This window comes from Flavobacterium difficile, from assembly GCF_011392115.1.
Taxonomy (GTDB): Bacteria; Bacteroidota; Bacteroidia; order Flavobacteriales; family Flavobacteriaceae; genus Flavobacterium; species Flavobacterium difficile.
Genome location: NZ_JAAJBT010000002.1, coordinates 408,499 through 434,080 on the forward strand (window position 1 = coordinate 408,499; position 25,582 = coordinate 434,080).

At 33.2% G+C, this 25,582-nt stretch carries 20 protein-coding genes; 16 read left to right on the forward strand and 4 right to left on the reverse strand.

Going from position 1 to position 25,582, the window contains the following annotated elements:
* Window positions 1-19: 19 nt before the first annotated feature.
* Window positions 20-3,445, forward strand: coding sequence for a methylmalonyl-CoA mutase family protein (locus tag G4D72_RS04825; RefSeq protein ID WP_166076487.1), 3,426 nt, complete (start codon window positions 20-22; stop codon window positions 3,443-3,445).
* A 175-nt stretch (window positions 3,446-3,620) separates the two neighbouring features.
* Here the strand turns inward: G4D72_RS04825 and G4D72_RS04830 are convergent, their stop codons facing one another.
* The 3 genes from G4D72_RS04830 to glyA all read right to left on the reverse strand — a co-directional run bounded on the left by G4D72_RS04830 (window position 3,621) and on the right by glyA (window position 6,665).
* The gene (locus tag G4D72_RS04830) at window positions 3,621-4,493 is read right to left on the reverse strand and encodes a cation diffusion facilitator family transporter (RefSeq protein WP_166076488.1); all 873 of its coding nucleotides are present in this window, start codon (window positions 4,491-4,493) and stop codon (window positions 3,621-3,623) included.
* A gap of 47 nt (window positions 4,494-4,540) precedes the next feature.
* The gene (gene miaE / locus G4D72_RS04835) at window positions 4,541-5,134 is read right to left on the reverse strand and encodes a tRNA-(ms[2]io[6]A)-hydroxylase (RefSeq protein ID WP_166076489.1); all 594 of its coding nucleotides are present in this window, start codon (window positions 5,132-5,134) and stop codon (window positions 4,541-4,543) included.
* 256 nt (window positions 5,135-5,390) lie between these two features.
* Entirely contained in the window at window positions 5,391-6,665 is a 1,275-nt protein-coding gene (gene glyA, locus G4D72_RS04840) for a serine hydroxymethyltransferase (protein ID WP_166076490.1), read from the reverse strand.
* 110 nt (window positions 6,666-6,775) lie between these two features.
* Between glyA and fahA the strand changes: the two genes are divergently transcribed.
* From fahA to G4D72_RS04860, 4 genes are all read left to right on the forward strand, one after another.
* Window positions 6,776-8,062, forward strand: coding sequence for a fumarylacetoacetase (gene fahA / locus G4D72_RS04845; protein ID WP_166076491.1), 1,287 nt, complete (start codon window positions 6,776-6,778; stop codon window positions 8,060-8,062).
* A 41-nt stretch (window positions 8,063-8,103) separates the two neighbouring features.
* Entirely contained in the window at window positions 8,104-9,285 is a 1,182-nt protein-coding gene (locus G4D72_RS04850) for a hypothetical protein (RefSeq protein WP_166076492.1), read from the forward strand.
* 130 nt (window positions 9,286-9,415) lie between these two features.
* Window positions 9,416-10,276 carry a hypothetical protein gene (locus tag G4D72_RS04855; RefSeq protein WP_166076493.1) on the forward strand — a complete coding sequence of 287 codons (861 nt, stop codon included), beginning with the start codon at window positions 9,416-9,418 and terminating at the stop codon, window positions 10,274-10,276.
* 5 nt (window positions 10,277-10,281) lie between these two features.
* Window positions 10,282-12,564: an N-acetylmuramoyl-L-alanine amidase gene (locus G4D72_RS04860; protein WP_166076494.1), complete on the forward strand. Its 2,283-nt coding sequence runs from the start codon at window positions 10,282-10,284 to the stop codon at window positions 12,562-12,564.
* A 297-nt stretch (window positions 12,565-12,861) separates the two neighbouring features.
* Here G4D72_RS04860 and ytxJ read toward each other — a convergent pair whose 3' ends face one another.
* Window positions 12,862-13,260: a bacillithiol system redox-active protein YtxJ gene (ytxJ, locus tag G4D72_RS04865; protein WP_166076495.1), complete on the reverse strand. Its 399-nt coding sequence runs from the start codon at window positions 13,258-13,260 to the stop codon at window positions 12,862-12,864.
* A gap of 163 nt (window positions 13,261-13,423) precedes the next feature.
* Here ytxJ and clpB point away from each other — a divergent pair, with 163 nt between their 5' ends.
* From clpB to G4D72_RS04920, 11 genes are all read left to right on the forward strand, one after another.
* Window positions 13,424-16,015 (forward strand): ATP-dependent chaperone ClpB, encoded by a 2,592-nt coding sequence (clpB, locus tag G4D72_RS04870; RefSeq protein ID WP_166076496.1) that lies wholly within the window; start codon window positions 13,424-13,426, stop codon window positions 16,013-16,015.
* Window positions 16,016-16,104: 89 nt separating this feature from the next.
* Window positions 16,105-16,938 (forward strand): hypothetical protein, encoded by an 834-nt coding sequence (locus G4D72_RS04875; protein WP_166076497.1) that lies wholly within the window; start codon window positions 16,105-16,107, stop codon window positions 16,936-16,938.
* Window positions 16,939-16,948: 10 nt separating this feature from the next.
* Complete coding sequence (locus G4D72_RS04880) at window positions 16,949-17,341, forward strand: DUF1801 domain-containing protein (RefSeq protein WP_166076498.1); 393 nt, start codon at window positions 16,949-16,951, stop codon at window positions 17,339-17,341.
* A 225-nt stretch (window positions 17,342-17,566) separates the two neighbouring features.
* On the forward strand, window positions 17,567-17,902 hold the full coding sequence (locus G4D72_RS04885; RefSeq protein WP_166076499.1) for a tRNA-binding protein: 336 nt from the start codon (window positions 17,567-17,569) through the stop codon (window positions 17,900-17,902).
* Between the two features lie 54 nt (window positions 17,903-17,956).
* Complete coding sequence (locus G4D72_RS04890; RefSeq protein ID WP_166076500.1) at window positions 17,957-18,451, forward strand: DUF4199 domain-containing protein; 495 nt, start codon at window positions 17,957-17,959, stop codon at window positions 18,449-18,451.
* Window positions 18,452-18,509: 58 nt separating this feature from the next.
* On the forward strand, window positions 18,510-19,304 hold the full coding sequence (locus G4D72_RS04895) for a sulfite exporter TauE/SafE family protein (protein WP_166076501.1): 795 nt from the start codon (window positions 18,510-18,512) through the stop codon (window positions 19,302-19,304).
* 30 nt (window positions 19,305-19,334) lie between these two features.
* The gene (locus G4D72_RS04900) at window positions 19,335-20,912 is read left to right on the forward strand and encodes a S41 family peptidase (RefSeq protein ID WP_166076502.1); all 1,578 of its coding nucleotides are present in this window, start codon (window positions 19,335-19,337) and stop codon (window positions 20,910-20,912) included.
* Between the two features lie 542 nt (window positions 20,913-21,454).
* Window positions 21,455-22,015, forward strand: a complete 561-nt coding sequence (locus tag G4D72_RS04905; protein ID WP_166076503.1) for a GNAT family N-acetyltransferase — start codon at window positions 21,455-21,457, stop codon at window positions 22,013-22,015.
* Between the two features lie 2 nt (window positions 22,016-22,017).
* Window positions 22,018-23,157, forward strand: a complete 1,140-nt coding sequence (locus G4D72_RS04910; protein WP_166076504.1) for an ABC transporter ATP-binding protein — start codon at window positions 22,018-22,020, stop codon at window positions 23,155-23,157.
* A gap of 6 nt (window positions 23,158-23,163) precedes the next feature.
* Window positions 23,164-24,723: a hypothetical protein gene (locus G4D72_RS04915; protein ID WP_166076506.1), complete on the forward strand. Its 1,560-nt coding sequence runs from the start codon at window positions 23,164-23,166 to the stop codon at window positions 24,721-24,723.
* A gap of 1 nt (window position 24,724) precedes the next feature.
* Window positions 24,725-25,576: an aldose 1-epimerase family protein gene (locus tag G4D72_RS04920; RefSeq protein ID WP_166076507.1), complete on the forward strand. Its 852-nt coding sequence runs from the start codon at window positions 24,725-24,727 to the stop codon at window positions 25,574-25,576.
* The last annotated feature ends 6 nt before the right edge of the window (window positions 25,577-25,582 follow it).

The following is a 25,582-nucleotide window of genomic DNA, read 5'->3' on the forward strand; positions in this document are numbered from 1 at the left end:
AATCGAACAAAATTTAAAAATGGAACCACAAATACCTTATATTCCTATTAATAAAGTAAGAATTGTTACAGCAGCATCACTTTTCGATGGACATGATGCCGCGATTAACATTATGCGTAGAATTATTCAAGCCACTGGTGTGGAAGTCATACATCTTGGACACGATAGAAGTGTGGAAGAAGTTGTAAACACAGCCATTCAAGAAGATGCGAATGCCATTGCAATGACTTCTTATCAAGGGGGTCATAACGAATACTTCAAATACATGTACGATTTGCTAAAGGAAAAAGGAGCAGGTCATATCAAAATATTTGGTGGTGGTGGTGGTGTGATTCTGCCATCTGAAATTGAAGAATTACATGCGTACGGAATTACTAAAATTTATTCTCCAGATGATGGTCGTGCCATGGGTTTACAAGGTATGATTAACGATTTAGTACAACGTTCAGATTATGCGGTTGGTGATGTAATTACTGATGAAGTAGCTGAATTAGAAAATAAAAATCCTCGTGCTATTGCAAGAATTATATCTTCTGCAGAAAACTTCCCTGAAATAGCGAAGCCAATTTTAGATAAAATTAGAGAGAAAAATAAAGATAGTAAAACGCCAGTTTTAGGAATTACAGGAACTGGTGGTGCAGGAAAATCGTCTTTAGTAGACGAAATCGTGCGTCGTTTTTTAATAGATTTCCCAGATAAAACTATCGGTTTAATTTCGGTTGATCCATCAAAAAGAAAAACAGGTGGCGCTTTATTAGGAGACAGAATCCGTATGAACGCGATTAACAATTCTAGAGTTTTCATGCGTTCGTTAGCAACGCGTCAATCGAACTTAGCCTTATCTAAATATGTGGCTGATGCGATTGAAGTAGTAAAAGCCGCAAATTATGATATCATCATCTTAGAAACTTCTGGAATCGGACAATCGGATACCGAAATTATGGACCATTCTGATGTGTCTTTATATGTAATGACGCCAGAATTCGGAGCGGCTACGCAATTAGAGAAAATCGACATGTTAGATTTCGCTGATTTAGTAGCTTTAAATAAATTTGACAAACGTGGTGCTTTAGATGCGATTCGTGATGTAAAAAAACAATACCAACGCAATCATAATTTATGGGATGTCAATCCAGATGAAATGCCAGTTTTCGGTACAATTGCTTCGCAGTTTAACGATCCTGGAATGAATACGTTGTACAAATCTATCATGGATAAAATTGTAGAAAAAACCAATTCCGAATTGCAATCTACATTCGAAATTACTCGTGAAATGAGCGAGAAAATCTTCGTAATTCCACCTCATAGAACGCGTTACTTATCTGAAATTGCAGAAAATAATAGAAAATATGATGAAACCGCTTTCACACAAGTTGAAGTCGCACAAAAATTATACGGAATTTTCAAAACTGTGGAATCCGTAAACGGAAATTTACCTCAACTAGATAAAGCTGGAATTGTTGAAAGTTCTTTACAACTTACTGCTGATAATAAAGATTTCATTTTATTATTGACTAAAGAATTCGACCGAGTAAAAATGAATTTAGATCCTTATAATTGGGAAATCATTTTAACTTGGGATGAAAAAGTAAACAAATACAAAAACCCAATTTACAGTTTTAAAGTTCGTGATAAAGAAATTAAAATTGCTACACATACCGAATCGCTTTCACATTCTCAAATTCCAAAAGTTGCACTTCCAAAATACCAAGCTTGGGGTGATATTTTAAAATGGAATTTACAAGAAAATGTTCCTGGAGAATTTCCATTCGCTTCTGGATTATATCCATTTAAACGTGAAGGAGAAGATCCATCAAGAATGTTTGCCGGTGAAGGTGGACCAGAAAGAACGAACAAACGTTTTCATTATGTAAGTGCAGGATTACCAGCAAAGCGTTTATCAACTGCTTTCGACTCGGTAACACTTTACGGAAATGACCCACACGTGCGTCCTGATATTTATGGAAAAATTGGAAATGCCGGAGTTTCTATTTGCTGTTTAGATGACGCGAAGAAATTATATTCTGGTTTCGATTTAAGTCACCCTGCAACTTCAGTTTCGATGACCATCAACGGACCAGCTCCTATGTTATTAGGGTTTTTCATGAATGCGGCGATTGACCAAAATTGTGAAAAATATATCATAGAAAATGGTTTACAAGCAGAAGTTGAAGCAAAAATTGCTGAGATTTATAAGAAAAAAGGTATCACTCGTCCTTCTTATCAAGGAGAATTACCAGAAGGAAATAATGGTTTAGGATTGATGCTTTTAGGAGTAACTGGTGATCAAGTTTTACCTTTAGAGGTTTATACTGATATCAAAATTAAAACCTTAGCACAAGTTCGTGGAACGGTTCAAGCGGATATTTTAAAAGAAGATCAAGCACAAAATACGTGTATTTTCTCTACAGAATTTGCTTTACGTTTAATGGGTGACGTGCAAGAATATTTCATTAAAGAAAACGTTCGTAATTTCTACTCGGTTTCTATTTCTGGATATCATATCGCGGAAGCTGGAGCGAATCCTATTACGCAGTTGGCTTTCACATTGGCAAATGGTTTCACTTACGTGGAATATTATCTAAGTCGTGGTATGAATATCAACGATTTCGGACCGAACTTATCGTTCTTTTTCTCTAACGGAATTGACCCAGAATATGCGGTAATTGGTCGCGTAGCTCGTAAAATTTGGGCGAAAGCTTTAAAAAACAAATACGGAGCGAACGAAAGAGCGCAAATGTTGAAGTACCACATTCAAACTTCTGGACGTTCGTTACATGCTCAAGAAATTGACTTCAACGACATTCGTACCACATTACAAGCCTTGTACGCGATTTACGACAACTGTAACTCGTTACATACGAATGCTTATGATGAAGCGATTACCACTCCAACCGAAGAATCAGTGCGTAGAGCGATGGCAATTCAGTTGATTATTAATAAAGAATTAGGTTTAGCGAAAAACGAAAATCCAATTCAAGGTTCTTTCATCATCGAAGAATTAACGGATTTAGTAGAAGAAGCGGTTTTACAAGAGTTCGACAGAATTACAGAACGTGGCGGTGTGTTAGGAGCGATGGAAACGATGTACCAACGTTCTAAAATTCAAGAAGAAAGTTTGTATTATGAAACCTTAAAACATACCGGTGAATTCCCAATTATTGGTGTAAATACCTTCTTAAGTTCAAAAGGTTCGCCAACAGTAATTCCTGCGGAAGTAATTCGCGCAACAGAAGAAGAAAAAGCGTATCAAATTGAAATGCTAACGAATTTACAACAAGCGAATGCTGATTTAGTGAGTCAGCACTTACATACTTTACAAGAAGCGGCAATTAAAAACGAAAACATTTTCGAGAAGTTAATGGATGCTACTAAAGTTTGTTCGTTAGGTCAAATTACTGCAGCTTTGTTTGAAGTTGGTGGGCAGTACAGACGTAATATGTAAGTTTAATTTGCGATTTACGATTTACGATTTACGATTTACGATTTGGGATTTACCGAATTTTAAATTTTAGTTAATAAAAAACCTTTCAGAAATGGAAGGTTTTTTGTTTGAATCCAGACGAGGTCACAAAGAACAAAAAAACTCCCAATTTCATCTAAAATTAGGAGTTTTTTTGTTATTCTTCATTGGGTTCAACATGAATTAAAACATGACCTAATTCTAGAATTTGACTTCTTAACGTATCTTTTAATTTATGGGCTAAATCATGGCCTTCTTTAACAGAAATTGTTGCATCGACAATGGCGTGTAAATCTACATGATATTTCATTCCTGCTTTTCTAATGAAACATTTTTCTGTGCCTAGTATTCCTTCTACTTTTAGCGATTCTTTACGAATGTTTTCCACTAAATCCTCATAACGATGTTCGTCCATAATTTCGCCCAATGCAGGTCTGAAAATCTGATAACTGTTGTAAAGAATAAAAAGAGAAGCAAATAAAGCGGCCCAATCATCAGCTGATTCGTACCCTTTTCCTAAAAATAAAGCTATTGAAATTCCAACAAAAGCGGCAATTGATGTTATAGCGTCACTTCTGTGGTGCCATGCATCAGCTTCTAAGGATGAGCTATTAGTAATGATGCTTTTTTTCATTACCATTTGAAAAGAATATTCTTTCCAACCAATAATTACGGCTAAAATAATTAATGTCCATGGTTTCGGTAAATCGTGTGGTGTACCAATATTTTGTATGCTTTCAACAGCAATAATAGTTGCCGAAGTAATTAAAAAAACAACTACTAAAAAGGTAATTAAAGGCTCAGCTCTTCCGTGACCATACGGATGATTATCATCTGCAGGTCGGTTCGAATATTTTATGCCAAATAACACTAAAAATGAAGCGAAAATATCTGTTGTCGATTCAATGGCATCTGCCACTAAAGCATAAGAATTTCCGAAAAATCCAGCCAAACCTTTTATTAAGGCCAAACAAGTGTTTCCTATTATGCTAAAATATGTAGCCTTTATGGCGGTTTGTTCGTGGGTCATTTTTGTGGCTTCTAATTAATAGCTGCAGTAGTTTTTTATAGGTCTTATCATCCATGCACAGTAACACCTTCACCATATTTGGCTATTACACTGGCCTCGTATGTAAGCCAAGCTTTCCAGCGTTTTTCTACATCAATAGTTTCAGCGTATTTTCTAGCTAAGTTGATAAAAGTGGTGTAATGTGCGGCTTCACTTTCCATTAGTTCACGATAAAATTTGGCCAATTCTTCATCTTTCAAATTTTCAGAAAGAACTTTAAATCGTTCACAACTTCTGGCTTCAATCATGGCAGCAAAAAGTAGGCGTTCAATTAAGCCACATTCTCGACTTCCGTCTGAAGATTTTTTCATGAATTTGGCCAACTCATTTACATAATCGTCTTTTCTTTCTCGTAAAAATTCGTAGCCTCTAGCTTTGATGATGTCATGAACCATTTGAAAATGCTGCATTTCTTCAATTGAAATTGCGGTCATTTCTGTAACTAAATCTTCTTTTTCTGCATTATTGATAATTAACATGATGGCATTAGTAGCGGCTTTTTGTTCGCACCAAGCATGATCACTTAAAATATCTTCAAGGTTTTCTTCTACTATATTAGCCCAACGTGGATCGGTTGGTAATTGCAATCGTAAAACGGACATAATCTTATATTTAAGAGTTTATAAGTTTAAGGGTGTAAAAGGTATGGTTTAAAAGGTTATGAATTGTAAATTTCAACTTAAATTTTGCATGCAATTGATAAAAGGTATTATGTGAAAATTGTTTCAAGATTTTGAGTGTTTAAAAACATTAAATAAATTATTTATCGCTAAATCTTTAACTTTTTAACCTCAATACTTTTTAACAATTTTACGTAATACCTTTTAAATTTATAAACTGTTACACTTTTAAGCTAAATTAAAAAACAAACATGGCTCTTTCGCCCATTAATTCGTTAACTTCTTCCGCAACTTCTTCTAAAATATCTTCGTTGGTATGGTTCATTATTACTTTATCAATTAAAGCTACAATAGTTTCCATGTCTTCTTCCACTAAACCACGAGTGGTAATAGCTGGAGTTCCAACACGAATTCCAGACGTTACAAATGGTGATTTGTCGTCAAAAGGAACCATATTTTTATTTACAGTTATTTCTGCTTTCACTAATGCGTTTTCCGCTTCTTTTCCAGAAATGTTTTTATTGCGTAAGTCAATTAACATCATGTGATTATCTGTACCACCTGAAATTAAATGATAACCTCTTTTGTTAAACGCTTCCGCCATAGCTTTTGCATTTTTTTGAACTTGTAAGGCATAACGGAAAAATTCATCAGTTAAACATTCACCAAATGCTACTGCTTTGGCAGCGATGATGTGCATTAAGGGTCCGCCTTGATTTCCAGGGAAAACCGACATGTCTAAAACATGACTCATCATTCTGATTTCACCTTTTGGAGTAGTTAATCCCCATGGATTTGGAAAATCTTTACCCATCATGATCAATCCACCACGTGGTCCACGTAAGGTTTTATGTGTAGTTGTTGTCACAATATGGCAATGTGGAATTGGATCATTCAATAATCCTTTAGCAATTAATCCTGCAGGATGAGAAATATCCGCTAATAATAAGGCACCCACTGAATCTGCAATTTCACGGAAACGTTTGAAATCCATATCACGAGAATACGCAGAAGCACCAGCAATAATCATTTTTGGTTGTTCTTTGGTTGCAATTTCTTGGATTTTATCGTAGTTCAATAAACCGGTTTCTTGATCTACACCATAAAAACTAGGTGTGTATAATTTACCAGAAAAATTAACAGGAGATCCATGAGTTAAATGGCCACCGTGAGATAAATCGAATCCTAAAATTTTATCTCCAGGTTTTAAACACGCAGCAAAAACAGCAGTATTAGCTTGAGAACCCGAGTGTGGTTGCACGTTGGCATATTCAGCGCCAAATAATTCTTTTACTCTATCTATAGCAACTTGTTCTACTACATCTACTACTTCACAGCCTCCATAATATCTTTTTCCAGGATATCCTTCTGCATATTTATTGGTTAAACATGAACCAGCAGCTTCCATTACTTGGTCACTTACAAAGTTTTCTGAAGCAATTAATTCAATTCCATGAATTTGTCTGTCTTGCTCGTCTAAAATCAAGTCAAAAATAAGTTCGTCGCGTTGCATTTGTATGATTAAATTTAAATTTTGTCAAAAATACAAAAAATGTTTGGTAAATTGAATGGATAGTTTAATTTTGATTACTCAATAATTAACAAAAAACTTAACATATAGATATGCCAAATTTTGCCAACGATCCAAGTAGAAAATCTTGGTTAGAGATTAAAAAAGATAGTGATTTCCCAATTCAGAATATTCCTTTTGGTGTTTTTATTACTAAAGAGGATGTAATTACTATCGGAACAAGGATTGGTGATTATGCCATCGATATGGGGGCTTTACAACAATTAGGGTATTTTGAAGGTATTGAATTGACGGACGATATGTTCATGCAAGATACACTTAATGATTTTATTTCTGACGGAAGAAAAACTTGGCGCTTGGTAAGAAATAGGTTATCGGATATATTTTTAGATACCAATCCCAAATTAAGAGATAACGAATCGCATAAAAATATCGTAATTTTCAATATTTCAGATGTAGAAATGCTTTTGCCTGTTCAAATTGGAGATTATACCGACTTCTATTCTAGTAAAGAACACGCCACAAACGTTGGAAAAATGTTTCGTGATCCAGAAAATGCTTTGTTGCCAAACTGGTTGCACATTCCTGTAGGATATCATGGAAGAAGCTCAACCATTGTTCCAAGTGGTATTCCAGTTCATAGACCTTACGGACAAACGTTACCAAATGGAGAAACGCAACCTGTTTTCGGACCTTCTAGATTAGTAGATTTCGAATTAGAAACGGCTTTTATTACTACAGATGCTAATATTATGGGTGAACCTGTTTCAGTAGAAAATGCGGAAGAATGTATTTTCGGAATGGTTTTATTCAATGATTGGTCTGCAAGAGACATTCAAAAATGGGAATACGTTCCGTTAGGACCTTTTTTAGCTAAGAATTTTGCTTCGTCAATTTCACCTTGGATTGTAACTTTAGATGCTTTATTACCATTCAAATGTGAATCACCTGTTCAAGATCCGGAACCTTTACCATATTTAAGACAAACTGGTAAACACGCCTACGATATCAATTTACAAGTAGCCATTCAACCAGAAAATGCTGAAGAAACTATAGTTTCTAATTCAAACTTTAAATACATGTACTGGACGATGAGTCAACAATTGGCACATCATACCATTAATGGGTGTAGAGTGAATTCAGGCGATATGATGGGAAGTGGAACGATTTCCGGACCTACACCAGATTCTTTCGGATCCATGTTGGAATTGTCATGGGGTGGACAAAAACCTTTAAAAATGAATGACGGTTCTGAACGTAAATTTATTAACGATAATGATACTGTAATTATAAGAGGATATTGTCAAAATGATCAGGTAAGAATTGGTTTTGGTGAAGTTTCGAGTAAATTATTACCTGCCATAGAAATGAAATTTTAATTTTGGCAAGTCATTGTCTTAACTAAAAAAAATAAAAGAATATGAAGAAAATTACAACACTTTTTATCGCCTTATTTTTAGTTTCTTGTGGTGTAAGAAATACACAAAGCATGTTAAGTAACGGAGATTATGATGGCGCTATTAACCGAGCTCTAGAGGGTTTAAGGATTAATAAAAACGCGAAAGGAAATCAAGATTACGTGTATCTTTTAGAGGAGGCTTTTGCTAAAGCTAAAGAACGTGATTTAAATGAATTGTCGTTGTTAATCAAAGAAAAAAATCCTGCGAATTTAGAGAAAATCTTCAATTTATACACGCAATTGCACAACCGTCAAGATAGAATTAGAGGTGTTTTACCTTTAAAATTAATCAAAGAAAATAGAAATGCTATTTTTCCTTTCAATGATTACTCTAATGAATTGATCGCTAGTAAAGCTGATTTATCCGCTTATTTATATGATAATGCAAAAAAATTACTTACTTCAAGAAATAAGTTAGTCATTCGAGAGGCTTTTGATGATTTAGTTTATTTAGATAGGTTAAATCCTAATTATAAAGATGTACGTGACTTAATGGATCAAGCACAATTTAAAGGTACTGATTTTGTTTTAGTTTCTACCAAAAACGATACCCAAATGGTAATTCCAGTTCGTTTACAAGAGGACATGTTAGATTTTAGTACTTACGGTATCAATGACAAATGGACAGTTTATCACAACAAAAAACAAAACAATATCACTTATGATTTTGCCATGATTGTGAATTTTAGAGAAATAAAAATTTCTCCAGAACAAGTCCGAGAAAAACAATTTGTAAAAGAAAAACAAATAAAAGATGGTACTAAGCCTCTTTTAGATGCAAATGGAAACCAGGTTAAAGACGAGAAAGGTAATGTGGTAATGGTGGATAATTTGAAAACTGTAACAGCTAGTATTTACGAATTTACTCAGTTTAAATCGGTACAAACTACTGCTAAAGTAGAGTATCATGATCTAAATACGAAACAATTAATTGATGCATATCCTTTATCAAGTGAATTTGTTTTCGATTATATTTACGCCAACTTTAATGGTGACAAACGCGCATGCGATGATTCGTATTTTCAATATTTTGACAGAAGAGCAGTGCCATTTCCTACCAACGAACAAATGGTTTACGATTCAGGTGAAGATTTAAAAGCTAAATTAAAAGCAATCATCACAGGAAATAGATTCAGAAGGTAAGAAGCAACAACATAAAACATAAAAAGCGTATTTGATTTTCAAATGCGCTTTTTTTTGTTCTTTTTTTTGCACTAATTTGATTTTTAATAAATTATGCTATTTTTGTTAAATTAATCTTAAAAAAAAAAGCATGAAAAAAATTGTATTAATCGCTTTGCTTTTGGCAAACAGTCATTCTGTTTTTTCTCAAAAAATGGAAAAAATGAAACGTGTAGATGTCGATGGATTTTACACCAACCCTGTAGTTTCTCCTAATGGTAAGTTCGCTTTGGTAACCGGACATCATTTTAGAGGTACTTACATTTTAAATCTGAAAACAAATGAAATCACTCAAATTTCCGACAAAGAGGGTAGTGGTTACGGGTATTCTTGGGATCATAATAATGAAATGGTTTATTTCAAACAAAAAGAAGCAAATGAATTTTTTTCTGATTCAAAAGTCTACAGTTATTCTTTAAAAACAAGGGTAACAGCTCTGATGCCTGAAATCGATAGCAATATGGTATCGTCTTATCATGGAAAAGAAAAAAATGCAACTAGTCAAATTGTTGTTTATACGAATATGACAACACTTAAAATCGAAGCAAAAGATTTAATTTCCAAAAGAAGTTGGGTAATTACTTCCGAAGAAGGACAATACTATAACGCACTTTTATCTCCAGATGGAAAAAAAGTCGCCGTTCATAAAGGTGCTGACATTTTGGTTTATGATACCTATGGAAATGGAAAAGGCCAAAAAATAGGAACAGGACTTGCCACTTCTTGGTCTGCAGATAGCCAAAACTTATTAGGGTTTTTAGATACTAGCGAAGACGGTCATAACGTAACAAATTCAGAGATTTATCTTTTCAACCTGAAAACAGTAAAAGCTAAAAAAATTTCAAACACTGAAGTGTTATTAGAAATGTTTCCAAGCTTTATGGGGGCAAATAAAATACTTTTTACAGATGACAAAACAGGTGCCATTTATACCGCTAATCTAAAAATGTAATTCTTATGAAAAATATATTTAAAATAGTAATGGCAGTATTGTTTTCAGTAAATGTACAGTCGCAAATTATAGTTATAGATCCTGGTCATGGTTATGGAGCTACAACCTCTGATAATCCTGATGGCAGAACCGCAATTGAAATTGAAACGTCTTTAGAAGTGGGTTTACGTACCAGAACTTTAATTCAAAACAGTTGCACTTGGACGGTTCACATGACAAGAACTACCAATTTGAATAGTTGGGTTTCTGTTACACAACGTGGCCAAATGGCAAACAATTGGAATGCCGACAGGTTATTAAGTATTCATTGCAACGCTGGTGGAGGAACAGGAACAGAAACATTTTATTGTACTCAAGACGATACCAACACACCGCCAGATATAGCTTTTGCTCAGAAAATTCAAACCGATATGGTTGCCGGTGGTTCATGGAATAACAGACGATGTGTAGAAGATAATAGTTTCTTAGCCTATCATTTAGGAGTGTTGAGATATTCAGCAGCAACTGGATGTTTAAATGAAATTGGTTTTGTAGATTCGGCTACAGATTCCGCAAAATTAACCAGTTCTTCTTGGAGAGATGCTTTTGCTTTGTCTTATTTCAATGCGTTAAAATCAAATTTGAATTTAACTTGCGCTGCTTCTCCAGCTCCTGGTGCATTTTCTTTAACGGTTACGCCAGAATGCAGTACCACTGCCACACCAAGAAATAAATTAACATGGACGCCTTCGGCAAATGCAACAGCTTATAATGTGTACAGAAATGGAGTTTTATATGCCAGTAATGTAACCAATACTACTTATACCAATACAGCAGTAACTTCTGGTACCTCTTATTCTTATTATGTAGTAGCGAAAAATGCTACAGCTACAGAAACTTCAAATGCTAACGGAACGCAAACTGTAGTGGCATTAAATTGTGCCGTACCAGGAAGTTTTACTTTAACAGCCACACCGCAATGTAACGGAACAACTTCACAAGTTGCTTTGAGTTGGACGACTTCAGCTAATGCCACATCTTATGATGTATACAGAGATAATGTAGTTTATGCAGCAAATATTACAGGAACAACTTATTTAAATACTGCAGTTGTTGCTGGTACAACTTATAATTATTCTGTTAAAGCTAAAAACACTACAGCAACACAAACTACTAATTCAAATGGTACCTTAACAGTAATAGCTTCAAATTGTAATCCAATTCCCGGTGCTTTTACTATTACAGTTACTCCAGAATGTAGCGGTACTGGAACACCAAGAAACAAATTAACTTGGACCGCTTCTGCAAATGCTACTTCCTATAATGTATACAGAAATGGAGTTTTATACGCAAGTAGTTTAACAGGTACTACATATACCAATACTGCTGTAACTTCAGGAACAACTTATTCGTATTATGTAGTTGCTAAAAATGCAACAACTACACAAACTAACAATTCAAACGGAACCCAAACGGTTGTAGCTTTAAATTGTGCTGCTCCTGGTGCATTTACGATCTCAGCTACTGCAGAATGTAATGGCACAACAAGTCGAGTGAATTTATCTTGGACGGCTGCTGCAAACGCGACCTCATATGATATATACAGAAATGGAAGTTTATATGCTGCTGATGTTACAGGAACACAATTTTTAAATACGTTTGTAACTGTAGGAACTTCTTACACGTATGCAATGGTTGCTAAAAATAATATTGGTACAGTTGCCAACTCAAATGGTACTTTATCTGCAACTGCTATTCAATGCGCACCTGGAGCATTTACCGCATCAGCAACGCCAACTTGCAGCGGGACTACCAGTGCTATTAATGTAACTTGGACAGCTGCTGTGAATGCAACTTCTTACGATATTTATAGAAATGGAAATTTATACGCTTCTGATGTAACTGGAACGTCATTTTTAAATACCTATTTAATTACGGCTGGTACTACTTATACGTATGAAGTAAAAGCTAAAAATTCAGCAGGAAGTTTAAATAATTCTAACGGTATATTATCGGTAACTGCGACCAATTGCGCGACTGCAAAAATCTCAGAAGAAAATGAGGTGAAGGAACCAATTTCTATAACTTTTTATCCAAATCCAACAGATGGAATTTTGAATTTAGACATCAACAAGAATGAAATTCAAAATAGTTATTATGCTGTAATGGATAGCAACGGTAGAATTTTAAAAGAAGCCAATTTAGAAAAAGAACGAACAATCAATCTTTCGCAATTTCCAGCAGCCACTTACTTTATAAGAGTAGTAGTAGACGGACAAGAATTTGTAAAACAGATTGTCAAGAAATAACAAATAGTTGTATAAAACAAAAAGCACTTTTGACAAATCAAAAGTGCTTTTTTATTGATGTGAAATAGGTTGAAGTAAAACCCATCGGGAAACTTTTAATGATTTGCTTAAAACGTTCAACTACATGTAAACAAAAAAACCTTTCATTTCTGAAAGGTTTTATATATACTAAAATTTCAAAATCAAATATCACAAATTAAAATTTCGTAAATCCCAAATCGTAAATCCCAAATCGTAAATCCCAAATCGTAAATCCCAAATCGTAAATCCCAAATCGTAAATCCCAAATCCCAAATTCTAAGTAAACTGCTTCAAATCATCCACAGAAATACGATCATGCGATTCGTTAAAAACAGCTTTCCCATTTTTAATCACCACAATTTGTGGCGATTGATGCACCACGTTATATCTACTCGCGATTTCATTAGACAAATCTCTATGATTCAATAAATCTAACAAATACCAATCTATTTTTTCTTCTGGAAACTGAAAATCGTTATCAAATTGTTTCAAAACCGTTCGGCTGATGATACAACGTGTACTGTGTTTAAAAAGCACAACGGGTTTAGTATGAGAAATTGCATCAATTTCATCAAATTGCTCTATCTTGTTTAGGGTGAAAAATTTAGCTTCCACGTTTTCACTTTGTTTGTCTTCAGATTTGTTTTCTCCGAAGATATTTTTAAAAAAACTCATAATTTGTCATTTTTTAAGACATTTTGTCGTTTTTTCATAGTAAAAATACTCAAAAAACAGACATTTTGTCGTTTAATTTAATTTGGAACACATATTGACCAATTGCTACGCAAATATACGATACCAATTGTATATAATAATGTTAGTTTAATTACAAAAATAGATGAACTTAAATAATTTAACCATTAAATCGCAAGAAGCTTTGCAGTTAGCACAGCAAATTGCACAAAGTTTCGGACAACAACAGCTAGAAAACGAGCACATTTTTAAGGCTATTTTAGAAGTAGATGCAACAGTTACGCCATTCATTTTAAAGAAAGTCAATGTAAATGTCGATTTGTTCCAAAAAATACTTGAGAGTACCATTCAGAGTTTTCCGAAAGTTTCTGGTGGCGACATCATGTTGTCTAGAAATACGTCGTCAACTTTAAATGAAGCTGTAATCATTGCTAAAAAAATGAATGATGATTTTGTATCGCTAGAACACATTCTTTTAGCTATTTTCAAATCGAAAAGTAAGGTCGCCCAAATTCTAAAAGATCAAGGTGTAACTGAAAAAGATTTATTAGCGGCCATTACCGAGCTTAGAAAAGGAGAACGAGTTACTTCATCTTCTGCCGAAGAAACGTATGATGCCTTAAACAAATACGGAAAAAATCTAAATGAATTAGCCAAAAGCGGAAAATTAGATCCTGTTATTGGTCGGGATGAAGAAATTCGTAGAGTGTTGCAAATCCTAACTCGAAGAACTAAAAACAATCCAATGTTAGTAGGAGAACCCGGTGTAGGAAAAACAGCAATTGCCGAAGGTTTAGCACACCGAATCGTAGATGGTGATGTGCCCGAAAATTTAAAAGATAAAGTAGTGTATTCTTTAGATATGGGTGCGCTTATCGCTGGTGCCAAATATAAAGGTGAATTCGAAGAACGTTTAAAAGCTGTTGTAAAAGAAGTCACTTCTGCTGATGGCGATATCATTCTTTTTATAGATGAAATTCATACTTTAGTAGGTGCTGGTGGTGGAGAAGGTGCCATGGATGCAGCCAATATTTTAAAACCAGCTTTAGCTCGAGGCGAATTGCGTGCGATTGGAGCTACAACTCTAGACGAGTATCAAAAATATTTTGAAAAAGATAAAGCTTTAGAACGTCGTTTTCAAAGAGTTACTGTAGACGAACCCGATACAGAAAGTGCGATTTCAATTCTTAGAGGTATTAAAGAAAAATACGAAACACATCACAAAGTTAGAATTAAAGATGACGCTATAATTGCTGCAGTTGAATTGTCACAACGGTATATTACAAATCGTTTCTTGCCAGATAAAGCTATCGATTTAATGGATGAAGCGGCTTCTAGATTGCGTATGGAAATCAATTCTAAACCAGAAGAATTAGATGTTTTAGATCGTAAAATCATGCAGTTAGAAATTGAAATAGAAGCTATTAAAAGAGAAAAAGACGAATCAAAATTAAAAATCTTACATATCGATTTATCCGAACTGAAAGAACAACGTAATGAAATCTATGTCAAATGGAAATCGGAAAAAGATGTTGTGGATGCCATTCAAAGTTACAAACAACAAATTGAAGATTTTAAATTAGAAGCGGAACGTGCGGAACGTGAAGCAGAATACGGAAAAGTAGCCGAATTACGTTATGGTAAAATTATCGAAGCGCAAAAGAAATTAGAGGAATTGCAAATTGAATTGTCTAAAAACCAAAACGAAAAATCGTTAATAAAAGAGGAAGTTACGCAAGAAGATATTGCTGAGGTTGTAGCGAAATGGACTGGAATTCCCATAACTAAAATGCTTCAAAGTGAACGCGAAAAATTACTAAATTTAGAAAATGAATTGCACAAAAGAGTAGTAGGACAAGAGGAAGCGATTGAAGCGATTTCTGATGCTGTAAGAAGAAGTCGAGCCGGTTTACAAGACATGAAAAAACCTTTAGGAACGTTTCTGTTCTTAGGTACAACTGGAGTAGGAAAAACCGAACTGGCCAAAGCCTTAGCCGATTATTTATTTGACGATGAAAATGCTATGACTCGAATTGATATGAGTGAATACCAAGAACGTCACAGTGTAAGTCGTTTAGTAGGAGCGCCTCCAGGATATGTGGGTTACGATGAAGGTGGACAATTAACAGAAGCAGTGCGACGCAGACCTTATTCTGTAATTTTACTAGATGAAATCGAAAAAGCACATCCTGATACGTTTAACATTTTATTACAAGTCTTAGATGAAGGCAGATTAACGGATAACAAAGGGCGTTTAGCGGATTTCAAAAACACGATTATCATCATGACCTCTAACATCGGAAGTCATCTTATTCAGGAGAAATTTGACAACTTGAAAGGTAGTGTAGAAACCGCAATGGAGTTGGCTAAAGTTGAGGTTTTAAACTTACTGAAACAAACGGTTCGACCAGAATTTATTAATAGAATTGACGATATTGTGCTATTCACACCATTAACAAGTGCGAATATCAAACAGATTGTTGGGTTACAACTGAAATCGGTTTTCAAAATGTTAGAGCAACAACACATAGCTATGTCGGCTACTCCTGAAGCTATTGACTATTTAGCCGTAAAAGGTTTTGAACCAGAATTTGGAGCTCGACCAGTAAAAAGAGTGATTCAACGAGAAGTTTTAAATAAACTTTCAAAAGAAATCTTGGCAGGAAATATAAAAACGGATGCCATTGTTTTATTGGATTGTTTCGATAATCAACTGGTGTTTAGAAATCAGGAATAAGAACCATTAAAATTAAATTTTTAAGTCTAGTTGTCAAAAGATGGCTAGACTTTTTTATATTTGGTTTTCAATTTCAAAATAAATAGTACATGAGGGTCAAGATTTTTAAACTTTTTCTTTTTCTTTTTTCTTTTTCAGTTTGGTCTCAAAAAAATGATAGCTTAGTAGATTTGATTAAAAATGAAGATTTAAAAATTGATTTTCAAGAGTATTTAAAAGAAGAACAAAAAGTTTTAATGTTTTTCCAAACAAAAGCCAATCCAAATAAAGACGGTTCAATTGAAATAACAAATGAAGAAAATAGTGCCTATTATGATCAAGCCGTTTCAGAGTATAAAGCTTTTGAAAAAGCCAAAAGGCTAATTTATAGAAATTATTATGATAAAATATATCAAGAAGATAAAGTTCATATTTATAAAAGATTCAACTTCGTTAATAAAAAAATAAATGAATTTTATATCAGCCGATTTAAACTTCTAAAAACCAATATTAGCAACGCTTTGAAGCCTGAGAAAGCAGATGTATTACCTGTAGATATTTGCCAAAGATTAACGGAATCAAAAGAATTATTACAACCGACACATGATACTTGTAAAAAATTAGGACTAAGTATAACTGACGAAACAACTTGTTTTGCCAATTACTTAAGAAATAATGTTGCCCAACACATTCAAAAGTATATTGGTGAGTCCGATGAAAGTGCCAATATTTCAACCGCAATTCAATTTGTAATTGACAATGAAGGGAATTTAGTTTTTGATAAATTCACCAGATCATGTGGGATTTTAGAATATGATTTAATGGTGTATCGTGGATTCAAAAGTTTTGCAGCTTCAACTGTATTTTGCCCTGCCAAATACAATGATAAAAATGTAGCCATTTATTATAATTTACCTGTGAGAATGGTTTTTGGAGGCTATTAAAATTATAATAATGCATCCAGATATTCAAAAATACAATCACAATCAAATTGAAGAAGACGGACTAATTTGCAGTCTTTTGTCGGAAATAATAATGGAACATCTTCCAGAAGCTGAAAATAAAGTTTGGCATGCGCATCCAGTTTGGTTTTTAGAAGGAAACCCAATTGTGGGCTACGATAAATTAAAAGATAGTGTGAGATTGCTGTTTTGGAGTGGTGCCAGTTTTGAAGAAGAAAAACTAAAAATTGGAACCGGGAAATTCAAAGACGCTTCTATTCGATATACCAATGCATCTCAAATTAATAAAGAAGAGGTAATTCGTTGGATTGAAAAATCAAAAGTCATTCAATGGGATTATAAAAACATTGTGAAACGAAAAGGCGTTTTAGAGCGATTGAAGTGAAAAGAGCCAAGTAAAAAGTAAAAAGAGCCAAGTAAAAAGTAAAAAGAGCCAAGTAAAAAGTGAAAAGAGCCAAGTTTAAAGTAAAAAGTGAAAAGAGCTAAGTAAAAAGGCTTTAGCATTAAGTAAAAGTGACTTCAACAATCAGTGTCAACAGTTGCCGTTTAGCAATTGTGTTATACTGAACTTGACGAATTGGCTGCTAAAAAAACAAAAACAAAGTAAAATATGAATCAAATTACCTTTTCAGATTTTGCAAAAATAGACATGCGTGTGGGAACTATCATACATGCTGAGGTTTTCCATGAAGCAAAAATTCAAGCTTTTAAAGTCACAATTGATTTTGGAGAAATGGGTATCAAAAAAACAGCTGCACAAATCACAAAACGTTACCAACCTGAAGATATACTAGGGAAACAAGTGGTAGCTGTAATCAATTTTCCACCCAAGCAAATTGCAAATTTTATGAGTGAATGCTTAATTTTAGGTGCCGTTGACGATGAAAATTCAGTTTCTTTGGTAGCGCCAAATCACATAATGAAAAATGGTTTAAAAATCGGATAATTACAATTAAATGAAATTCATTATATTTGATAATCAACTTAAAATACTAAAACTATGAACAAAATTATTTTAAAGTATGGAATCTTTGGTGGCATGGCTGCTTCTTTAGTTATGTCTTGCATAGCCTTATACATGAAGTCAAATCCTGAAGAAACGGTAAATATGTTTATTGGTATGTTTACCATGATCTTAGCTTATACTTTCATTGTATTAGGCATTATAAAATTAAGAAACGAAAACAATGGAATACTTCCATTTGGAAAAGCATTTTTATGTGGTGTAGGAATCGTTTTTATTGCTGCTACTATTTATGTGTTAACCTGGTTGATTATCTATTATAATTTCTTTCCAAATTTTATGGATCATTATTCTGATTTAGCTTTAAAAGAAACGCCTCCAGAAGAATTGGTAGCAAAAAAAGCCGAATTGGAAGCATATAAAGACATGTATAAAACACCAATTGGAGTCATTTTGCTAACTTACATGGAGATGTTTCCTATTGGTGTTATTTTCTCTTTAATTTGTGCTTTAATTTTAAAGAAGAAATAAATAGTATAACTTTGCAAAACCGACTACCTTTAATGAGTCGGTTTTTTTTTATTTACAAATGAATTTACCTGAACTCTTTGTCCAACACGACATTTCAATTTTAATAATTATTGCATTTGCTTCTCTTTTTGCTGGTTTTATTGATGCCATTGTTGGCGGCGGCGGCTTAATCCAGTTTCCAGCTTTTATGATTTTGTTTCCCAATACCAGTGTGCCAACCGCATTTGGGACTAATAAAATTGCCGGACTTTCAGGTACTTCAATCGCAGCAGTTCAATATGCTAAACGCGTCAAATTCAATTGGAAATTATTAGCAGTTACCGCCATAACTTCATTTGTGTTTTCTTTTATCGGTGCGAAATTAGTCAGTCGAATCGATGTCGATATTTTAAAACCTTTTATCTTTTTTGTTTTGATTGCGATTGCTATTTATACCTTTAAAAAGAAAGATTTTGGGGCCCTGGCTACAAAGAAAATATCAGACAATAAAAAGTATTTTTACGGGATTGTTTTAGGAATACTTATAGGTTTTTATGATGGTTTTTTAGGTCCAGGAACAGGAAGTTTTTTAGTCTTAGGATTTGTAGCTTTGTTAGGTTTTGAGTTTTTAGAAGCCTCTGCTTATGCAAAAGTAATTAATTGTGTCACCAACATTTCAGCACTTTATGTGTTTATTTCTCAAGGGAATTACATCATAGAAATCGCTATAATCATGGCAATTTCAAATGTTTTAGGAAGTATAATTGGCTCTAGAATGGCTATTTTAAAAGGAAATTCCTTCATTAGAAAAATATTTCTATTTGTGGTTTGCATAATGATCATCCGTTATGGATATGATGTTTTTTTTAGTTAGATTTGTTCAACTCTAAAAAACAAACTTTACATGAAAAGAATAGTAGTATTTACCTGTATTTTTATATTATTTTCTTGCCAGTCTACTAAAAAATTCAATGCAAAATTAGCACAACCTATTTCGGTAGCACAACTTCATAAAGATGTCGATTTCTCTTATAAAAAATTGAAACAAATGCATCCAAAGTTATATTGGTACATTTCTAAAGAAAAATTAGATTATAAATTTGATAGTTTAAAGCAATCTATTCAACAACCAATGACTGGTTTAGATTTTTATAAAGAATTAAGTCAGGTGGTAAAAGCGGTCGGACAAGGGCATTTGAGTGTGACTCCAAGTTTTGAAAAACGAACCAAAAAAGAGCAAAACGTATTAAAGAAAAAAGGAAAATCAGCTTTTTCACAATTCGATTTTGAATACATAGAAAACAAATTATTCATCACTAAAAATCGTTCTCGACACAACATTAAAGAAATGACTCAAGTGGTTTCAGTTAATGGAGAAGCGCCTAATGAACTACTTTCAACCTTCAAGAAACGTGTGGCTTCAGACGGTTACAATCAAACTTTTTTCAATCATTATTTAGGAAGATATTTTGGTACTTTTTTCACCATCAATAAAGGGAAAGTGCAAGACAGTCTGAAATTGCAACTTAACTACGAAGGTAAAGATTCTGTTTATGTAGTGGTACGCGATACTTTTGGAACAAAATCTAAAGAGGTTAAAGCAAAATTATCTAAAAAAGAAAAGAAAGAAAAAGCTAAATTTAATAGTAAATATGGCTATAATGCAGAGACTAAACAATTCACAAGAGAATTAAAGTTTGTAGAAAACGATAGTACAACTGCAATTATGACTATTAGAGGTTTTTCTAACGGAAATGCTGGTGCTTTTTATGAAGAGTCATTTGAAAAATTATCCGTTGCTAATGCTAAAAATTTAATCATCGATTTACGAAATAACCCAGGCGGAAGATTATATGAAATTTTTGCTTTGTACGGATATCTGGTTAATGAACCTTATGTGTTTATTGATGATTACGAAGTAGTTTCTAGAACAAGTAAACTTCGATTAAACTATTTTAAAGGTGGCGGACCGGTAGTTAAATTTTTTAAGATTTTAGGAGCACCTTTTTTCTATTCCATTAATTATTTTAAAGTTAGAAAAGAAGGGGACAAATTTTTAGTGAGTACCCGATTTTCTAAACCAATAGATCCGAAACCAAACAATTTTAAAGGTAAAGTTTACGTTTTAATTAACGGCGGAAGTTTTTCTGCTTCAAGTGTAATTTCCTCCAATTTAAAAGCTACAAAACGTGCCTTTTTTGTTGGTGAAGAAACAGGTGGTGCTTTTAACGGAACGGTTGCCGCACAAATGCCAACAGTAGTGTTGCCCAACAGTAAAGTAAATTTAAAAATTGGTTTAGCTTTAGTAAGTGCTAAAGGAAAAACGGATGTGGAAGGACGAGGGATTTTTCCTGATAAAGAAATTATTCCAACTGTAGAAGACAGAAAAAATAAGGTCGACCCAGAATTAAAATGGGTTTTAGAAGATATCAAACGTGGAAAAGAAGTGGATGTTTTGTTACAAGAATCTGGTAAAAAATAAAAACCTTAGCGAGCCTTGCGAATATCTTTGCGGACTTTGCGGTTAAATTAAATTGGGTCAACACAGATTAAAGAAATTGTATAAATTTTTAAAAATAAAAACCTTAGCGAGCCTTGCGAATATCTTTGCGAACTTTGCGGTTAAATTAAATGGGACAACACAGATTAAAGAAATGATTTAAATTCTAAAAATAAAAACCTTAGCGAGCCTTGCGAATATCTTTGCGAACTTTGCGGTTAAATTAAATTGGGTCAACACAGATTAAAGAAATGATTTAAATTTTAAAAAATAAAAACCTTAGCGAGCCTTGCGAAAATCTTAACGAACTTTGCGGTTAAATTAAATTGTGACAACACAGATTAAAGAAATTATATAAATACAAACCTTAGCGAACCTTGCGATAATCTTTGCGTGCTTTGCGGTTAAATTAAATTGTGACAACACAAATTAAAGAATTATGTAAATTAATAGTATTTCTTAAATCTGTGTTTCAAAAACAACAACATCAATCAAACTAGTTATCATTTCACACGTAAAAAATCATGCTAACCATAAATTTTCATCCTTTTCCAAACTTAGAATCTGACCGATTACTGTTCAGAAGACTCAAAGATTCAGATGCTCCAGAAGTGTTTAAACTAAGAAGCAATCCGGAAATCATGAAATACATTCCTCGTACGTTACTTCAAAAGGAAGAAGAAGCCTTGGCCATGATTCACATGATGAATGCAAAAATTGATGCCAACACAGATATTAATTGGGGCGTTTGTTTAAAAGGAACTGATACTATTATCGGATTTATGGGCTTTTACAGAACCCAACCAGAAAATTATCGTACCGAAATTGGCTATATGATTTTACCCGAATTGGAAGGCAAAGGGTATGTAACCGAAGCAGTAAAAACCCTACTAAATTATGCATTTCATACCGTTGGATTTCATTCGATTGATGCGGTAATTGATCCTAAAAATACAGGTTCAGAAAAAGTATTGCTAAAAAACGGATTCCGTAAAGAAGCACATTTCCTTGAGGATGAGTATTTTGAAGGGAAGTTTTGGGATTCAGTGCATTACGGAATATTAAAAAAAGAATTTATACTATAACTATGACAGTATTTGAAAAACAAATTGCAGAAGTAAAAGAAATTTTGCAGTTTGAAAATTATGCGCAAGCTATAAAACGCATCATCGACTTTACTTTAGATACGGAAGATATTTTGCATTATAAACAAACTAACGATTTTTTAGATTGGTACGATACCCATGAAAGCTCACCAGAAGTGAAAGAAAAATTGACAGATTTGCTAAATAATTTGCAGTTGTCTTTAGCTTCAAAAGCCATCCAACCTCAGGAAACTATTATTTCTATTGCCAATCTTAAAAAAGTTTACAATTCAAATTTCGCTTTAGGACCTATAAATCTAGATATTAAATCGGGTGAAATTATTGGTTTGGTAGGAGAGAACGGTAATGGAAAAACTACTTTATTAAGAAGTATTTGTGGCGAATTGCATCCCACTTCTGGAACCATCCACTACAATTTTGACTACTCCGATTTGTACGATTTACGAACCCAATTAGTTTACATTCCACAACGTACCGATACTTGGCGCGGCAGCATGTATCAAAACTTAGAATTTACGGCGAGTTGTTACGGCTACAAACCAGAAGAAAATAACTTGGTAGTCGATTTAGTTGTGACACGATTAGGCCTTCGAAAATTTAGGAATTACAATTGGAATGGCTTGTCATCAGGATATAAAATGCGTTTCGAATTGGCCAGAATGTTACTTCGTAAACCTAAAATCTTACTGATTGATGAACCTTTGGCAAATTTAGATATTTTAGCCCAACAAACCGTTTTAGACGATTTCAGAAACATTGCCAATTCGCCTTTCCGACCAATTGCCATTGTGTTGAGTTCGCAACAATTGTATGAAGTCGAAAAAACGTCCAATCAAGTGGTGTTTTTAAAACAAGGAATACAACGCAATTTAAAAGAAGATACTACTGAAGAAAAATGCTTTATGGTTGAGTTTGAAACTACAGAATCTATTAGTGTTTTAAAGGAGAAATTAGCGAAACTTCAGTTGCTTTCATTAGAACAAAATGGCGGTACTTTAATCGGAACTTTTCCTATTGAAGTCACAATTGCTACGTTTATGAAAACACTTATTCATGAGCAAATTGAAGTCAACTATTTAAGAAATATTACTAACTCTACCCGAAGATTTTTCGTAAAATAAAAGCATATGTTTCAAAACATTCAAAAGCAATTATTGCTAAAATATCCATTACTATGGAACACAAAATTTATTCCAATGATGGTGATTGGAATTGCCATGAACCTGATTTATTTTTTGATTGGCTACTATGATGGAACTATCGATTTTACAGGTGAATATTATTATGGAGATAATGATTCAGAAGTTTTAGGTTTCGGATTTTTAATTGCAACAATACTACTATTATTGTGGTTTTGGTTTTATTCTAAAAACAATTCGTTTAAAGCCATTTATTTAAAAAGTAAAAATGCCTTATTTTTTGAGTTCATTCAAGTGGTTGTAATTTTTATACTGTTTTTTAATTTTTTCATAGTTTATAAAATAGGCGTACAGCTTCATAATAGAAGTTATTTTAGTTATGAAGAAGCAAAGAAAAGATGTGAAATTATAGGGTTAGCAGATATTTTTATTGACGGTTCTTTTAGTCAAACCGAGTTAGATTCTGTAAAAATGGGAATGATTTATAAAGATTCTATTAAGAATGATTCCGTACATGATGCATGCCTCTCAAATGATCGTATTTTTCATAAAGTCGATATGATTTTTGATAATAAAAAATATTTAAAATATTCACTAATCAATAGAAATAGTAGAAAATTTGAAATTAATTCTTATCAAGAAGATAGTGCAAATGTTAAGAAGCTAAAGAGAAATATTATTAGTAATAAAAAGGAAACCTTAAAGTTTTTACAATCATATTTAGCCATTGTAAAAGAACATGAACTTCACACAAATTTAGACGCAACAACTTGGTACAATCAAGTGGTTAAAGCTCCTAACTTTACCAATTATAAAATCATTTTTCCATATACTTATCATGTGGAACAACAAAACAATAAAGCGTATTATTTAAATCATTTCGACTATGATGCTTATGAAAACAATTATCGAAAAGAGGACAAGTACATTTTTAATGAAAAATATGTGAACGAAAATAATATTAAGTATTCGAAATTTTATGTAGAACATCATTTATTGCATGATAAATATGGAATCATTTCGAATGCCTATTCTTATCGATATTTTAGATTGTCTGAATTATTAATATTTAACGGCATGGCATTTATGTTAGCGGTGTTTGTATTTACTTTTAGAATTTCTAACCTTAAAAAATGGTTCATTTCTATTGTTGTTTTTGGCGTTTTATCTATCGCTTATGGTATTATCGCTAATCTGATTAATAACGAGGATGTTTTATTTCCATTATTTGCCATTTCAACCTTTTTGATTTTTTGGATGTATTTGTTTGTCATCATCAGAAGGAAAAAAGGAAAAAGCTTTTCAGAAATTATTTTAAACATTTGTATTTGGTCCATTCCAATGCTTTTACCTTTCATTTACTATTTTATGCAAGAACTTTATATAGATTACGTTTATGTATATCAATATGGCGTAGTAGATCCAATCAGAAAAGCGTTTAAAGATCATGTAGATGTAATGTTTTCCGTAAATTTTCTCGTATCTATACTATTAATGTATTTTATGTCTAAAACAATAAGAACCTGGAAAGGTATTTCAGAAGAATAATATGATTATAACAATTTCAAATTCGCAACTTTCAGCCACCCTAAATACTGTGGGCGCCGAATTACAAACCTTAGTAAAAAACAACAAAAACTACATCTGGCAAGTAGACGAAACCTATTGGAATAAAACCTCTCCGATTTTATTTCCAATTGTGGGGCGATTAAAAAACGATTCGTACACTTGGAAGGATACAACCTATGAATTGCCACGTCATGGTTTTGCCAGAAATAGGGAGTTTTCCATTCATAAAATGTCAGACCATCAAGTGATTTTCGAATTAGACGATTCAGAAAGTACAAGAGAAGTGTATCCTTTTGCGTTCAAATTGTTAATTGCATATACGTTAATGGATAACGAATTAGTCATTGAATATTTTGTTAGAAATCAATCTGATGAAGTGTTGCCGTTTTCTATTGGCGCGCATCCCGCTTTTGCTATAGAAGGTAGTTTTGAAGACTACAGCTTACAGTTCAATAAAGAAGATGTTTTCGAAACCCATCATTTAGAAAATGAAAGTTTTAACGGAACCACCACTTTGATGGCAACTGAAAACCACACAATAGCATTAAATTATGCCTTATTCGAAAAAGATGCCTTGGTTTTTAAACACTTAAAATCAAATGAAGTGATTTTAAAAAATAAAGACCAAGCCGTTCTAAAAGTAAATTTCGATCATTTCCCCTATTTAGGAATTTGGACCAAACAAAACGCCCCATTTTTATGTATTGAACCTTGGTGCGGTTTAGCAGATGCAACAACTCATAACGGAAATTTAGAAAACAAAGAAGGCATCAATCATTTGCCAGCTGGCGAAGATTTTTTGAGAGCCCTACGCATTGAAATTTTGGAGTAAAATTTT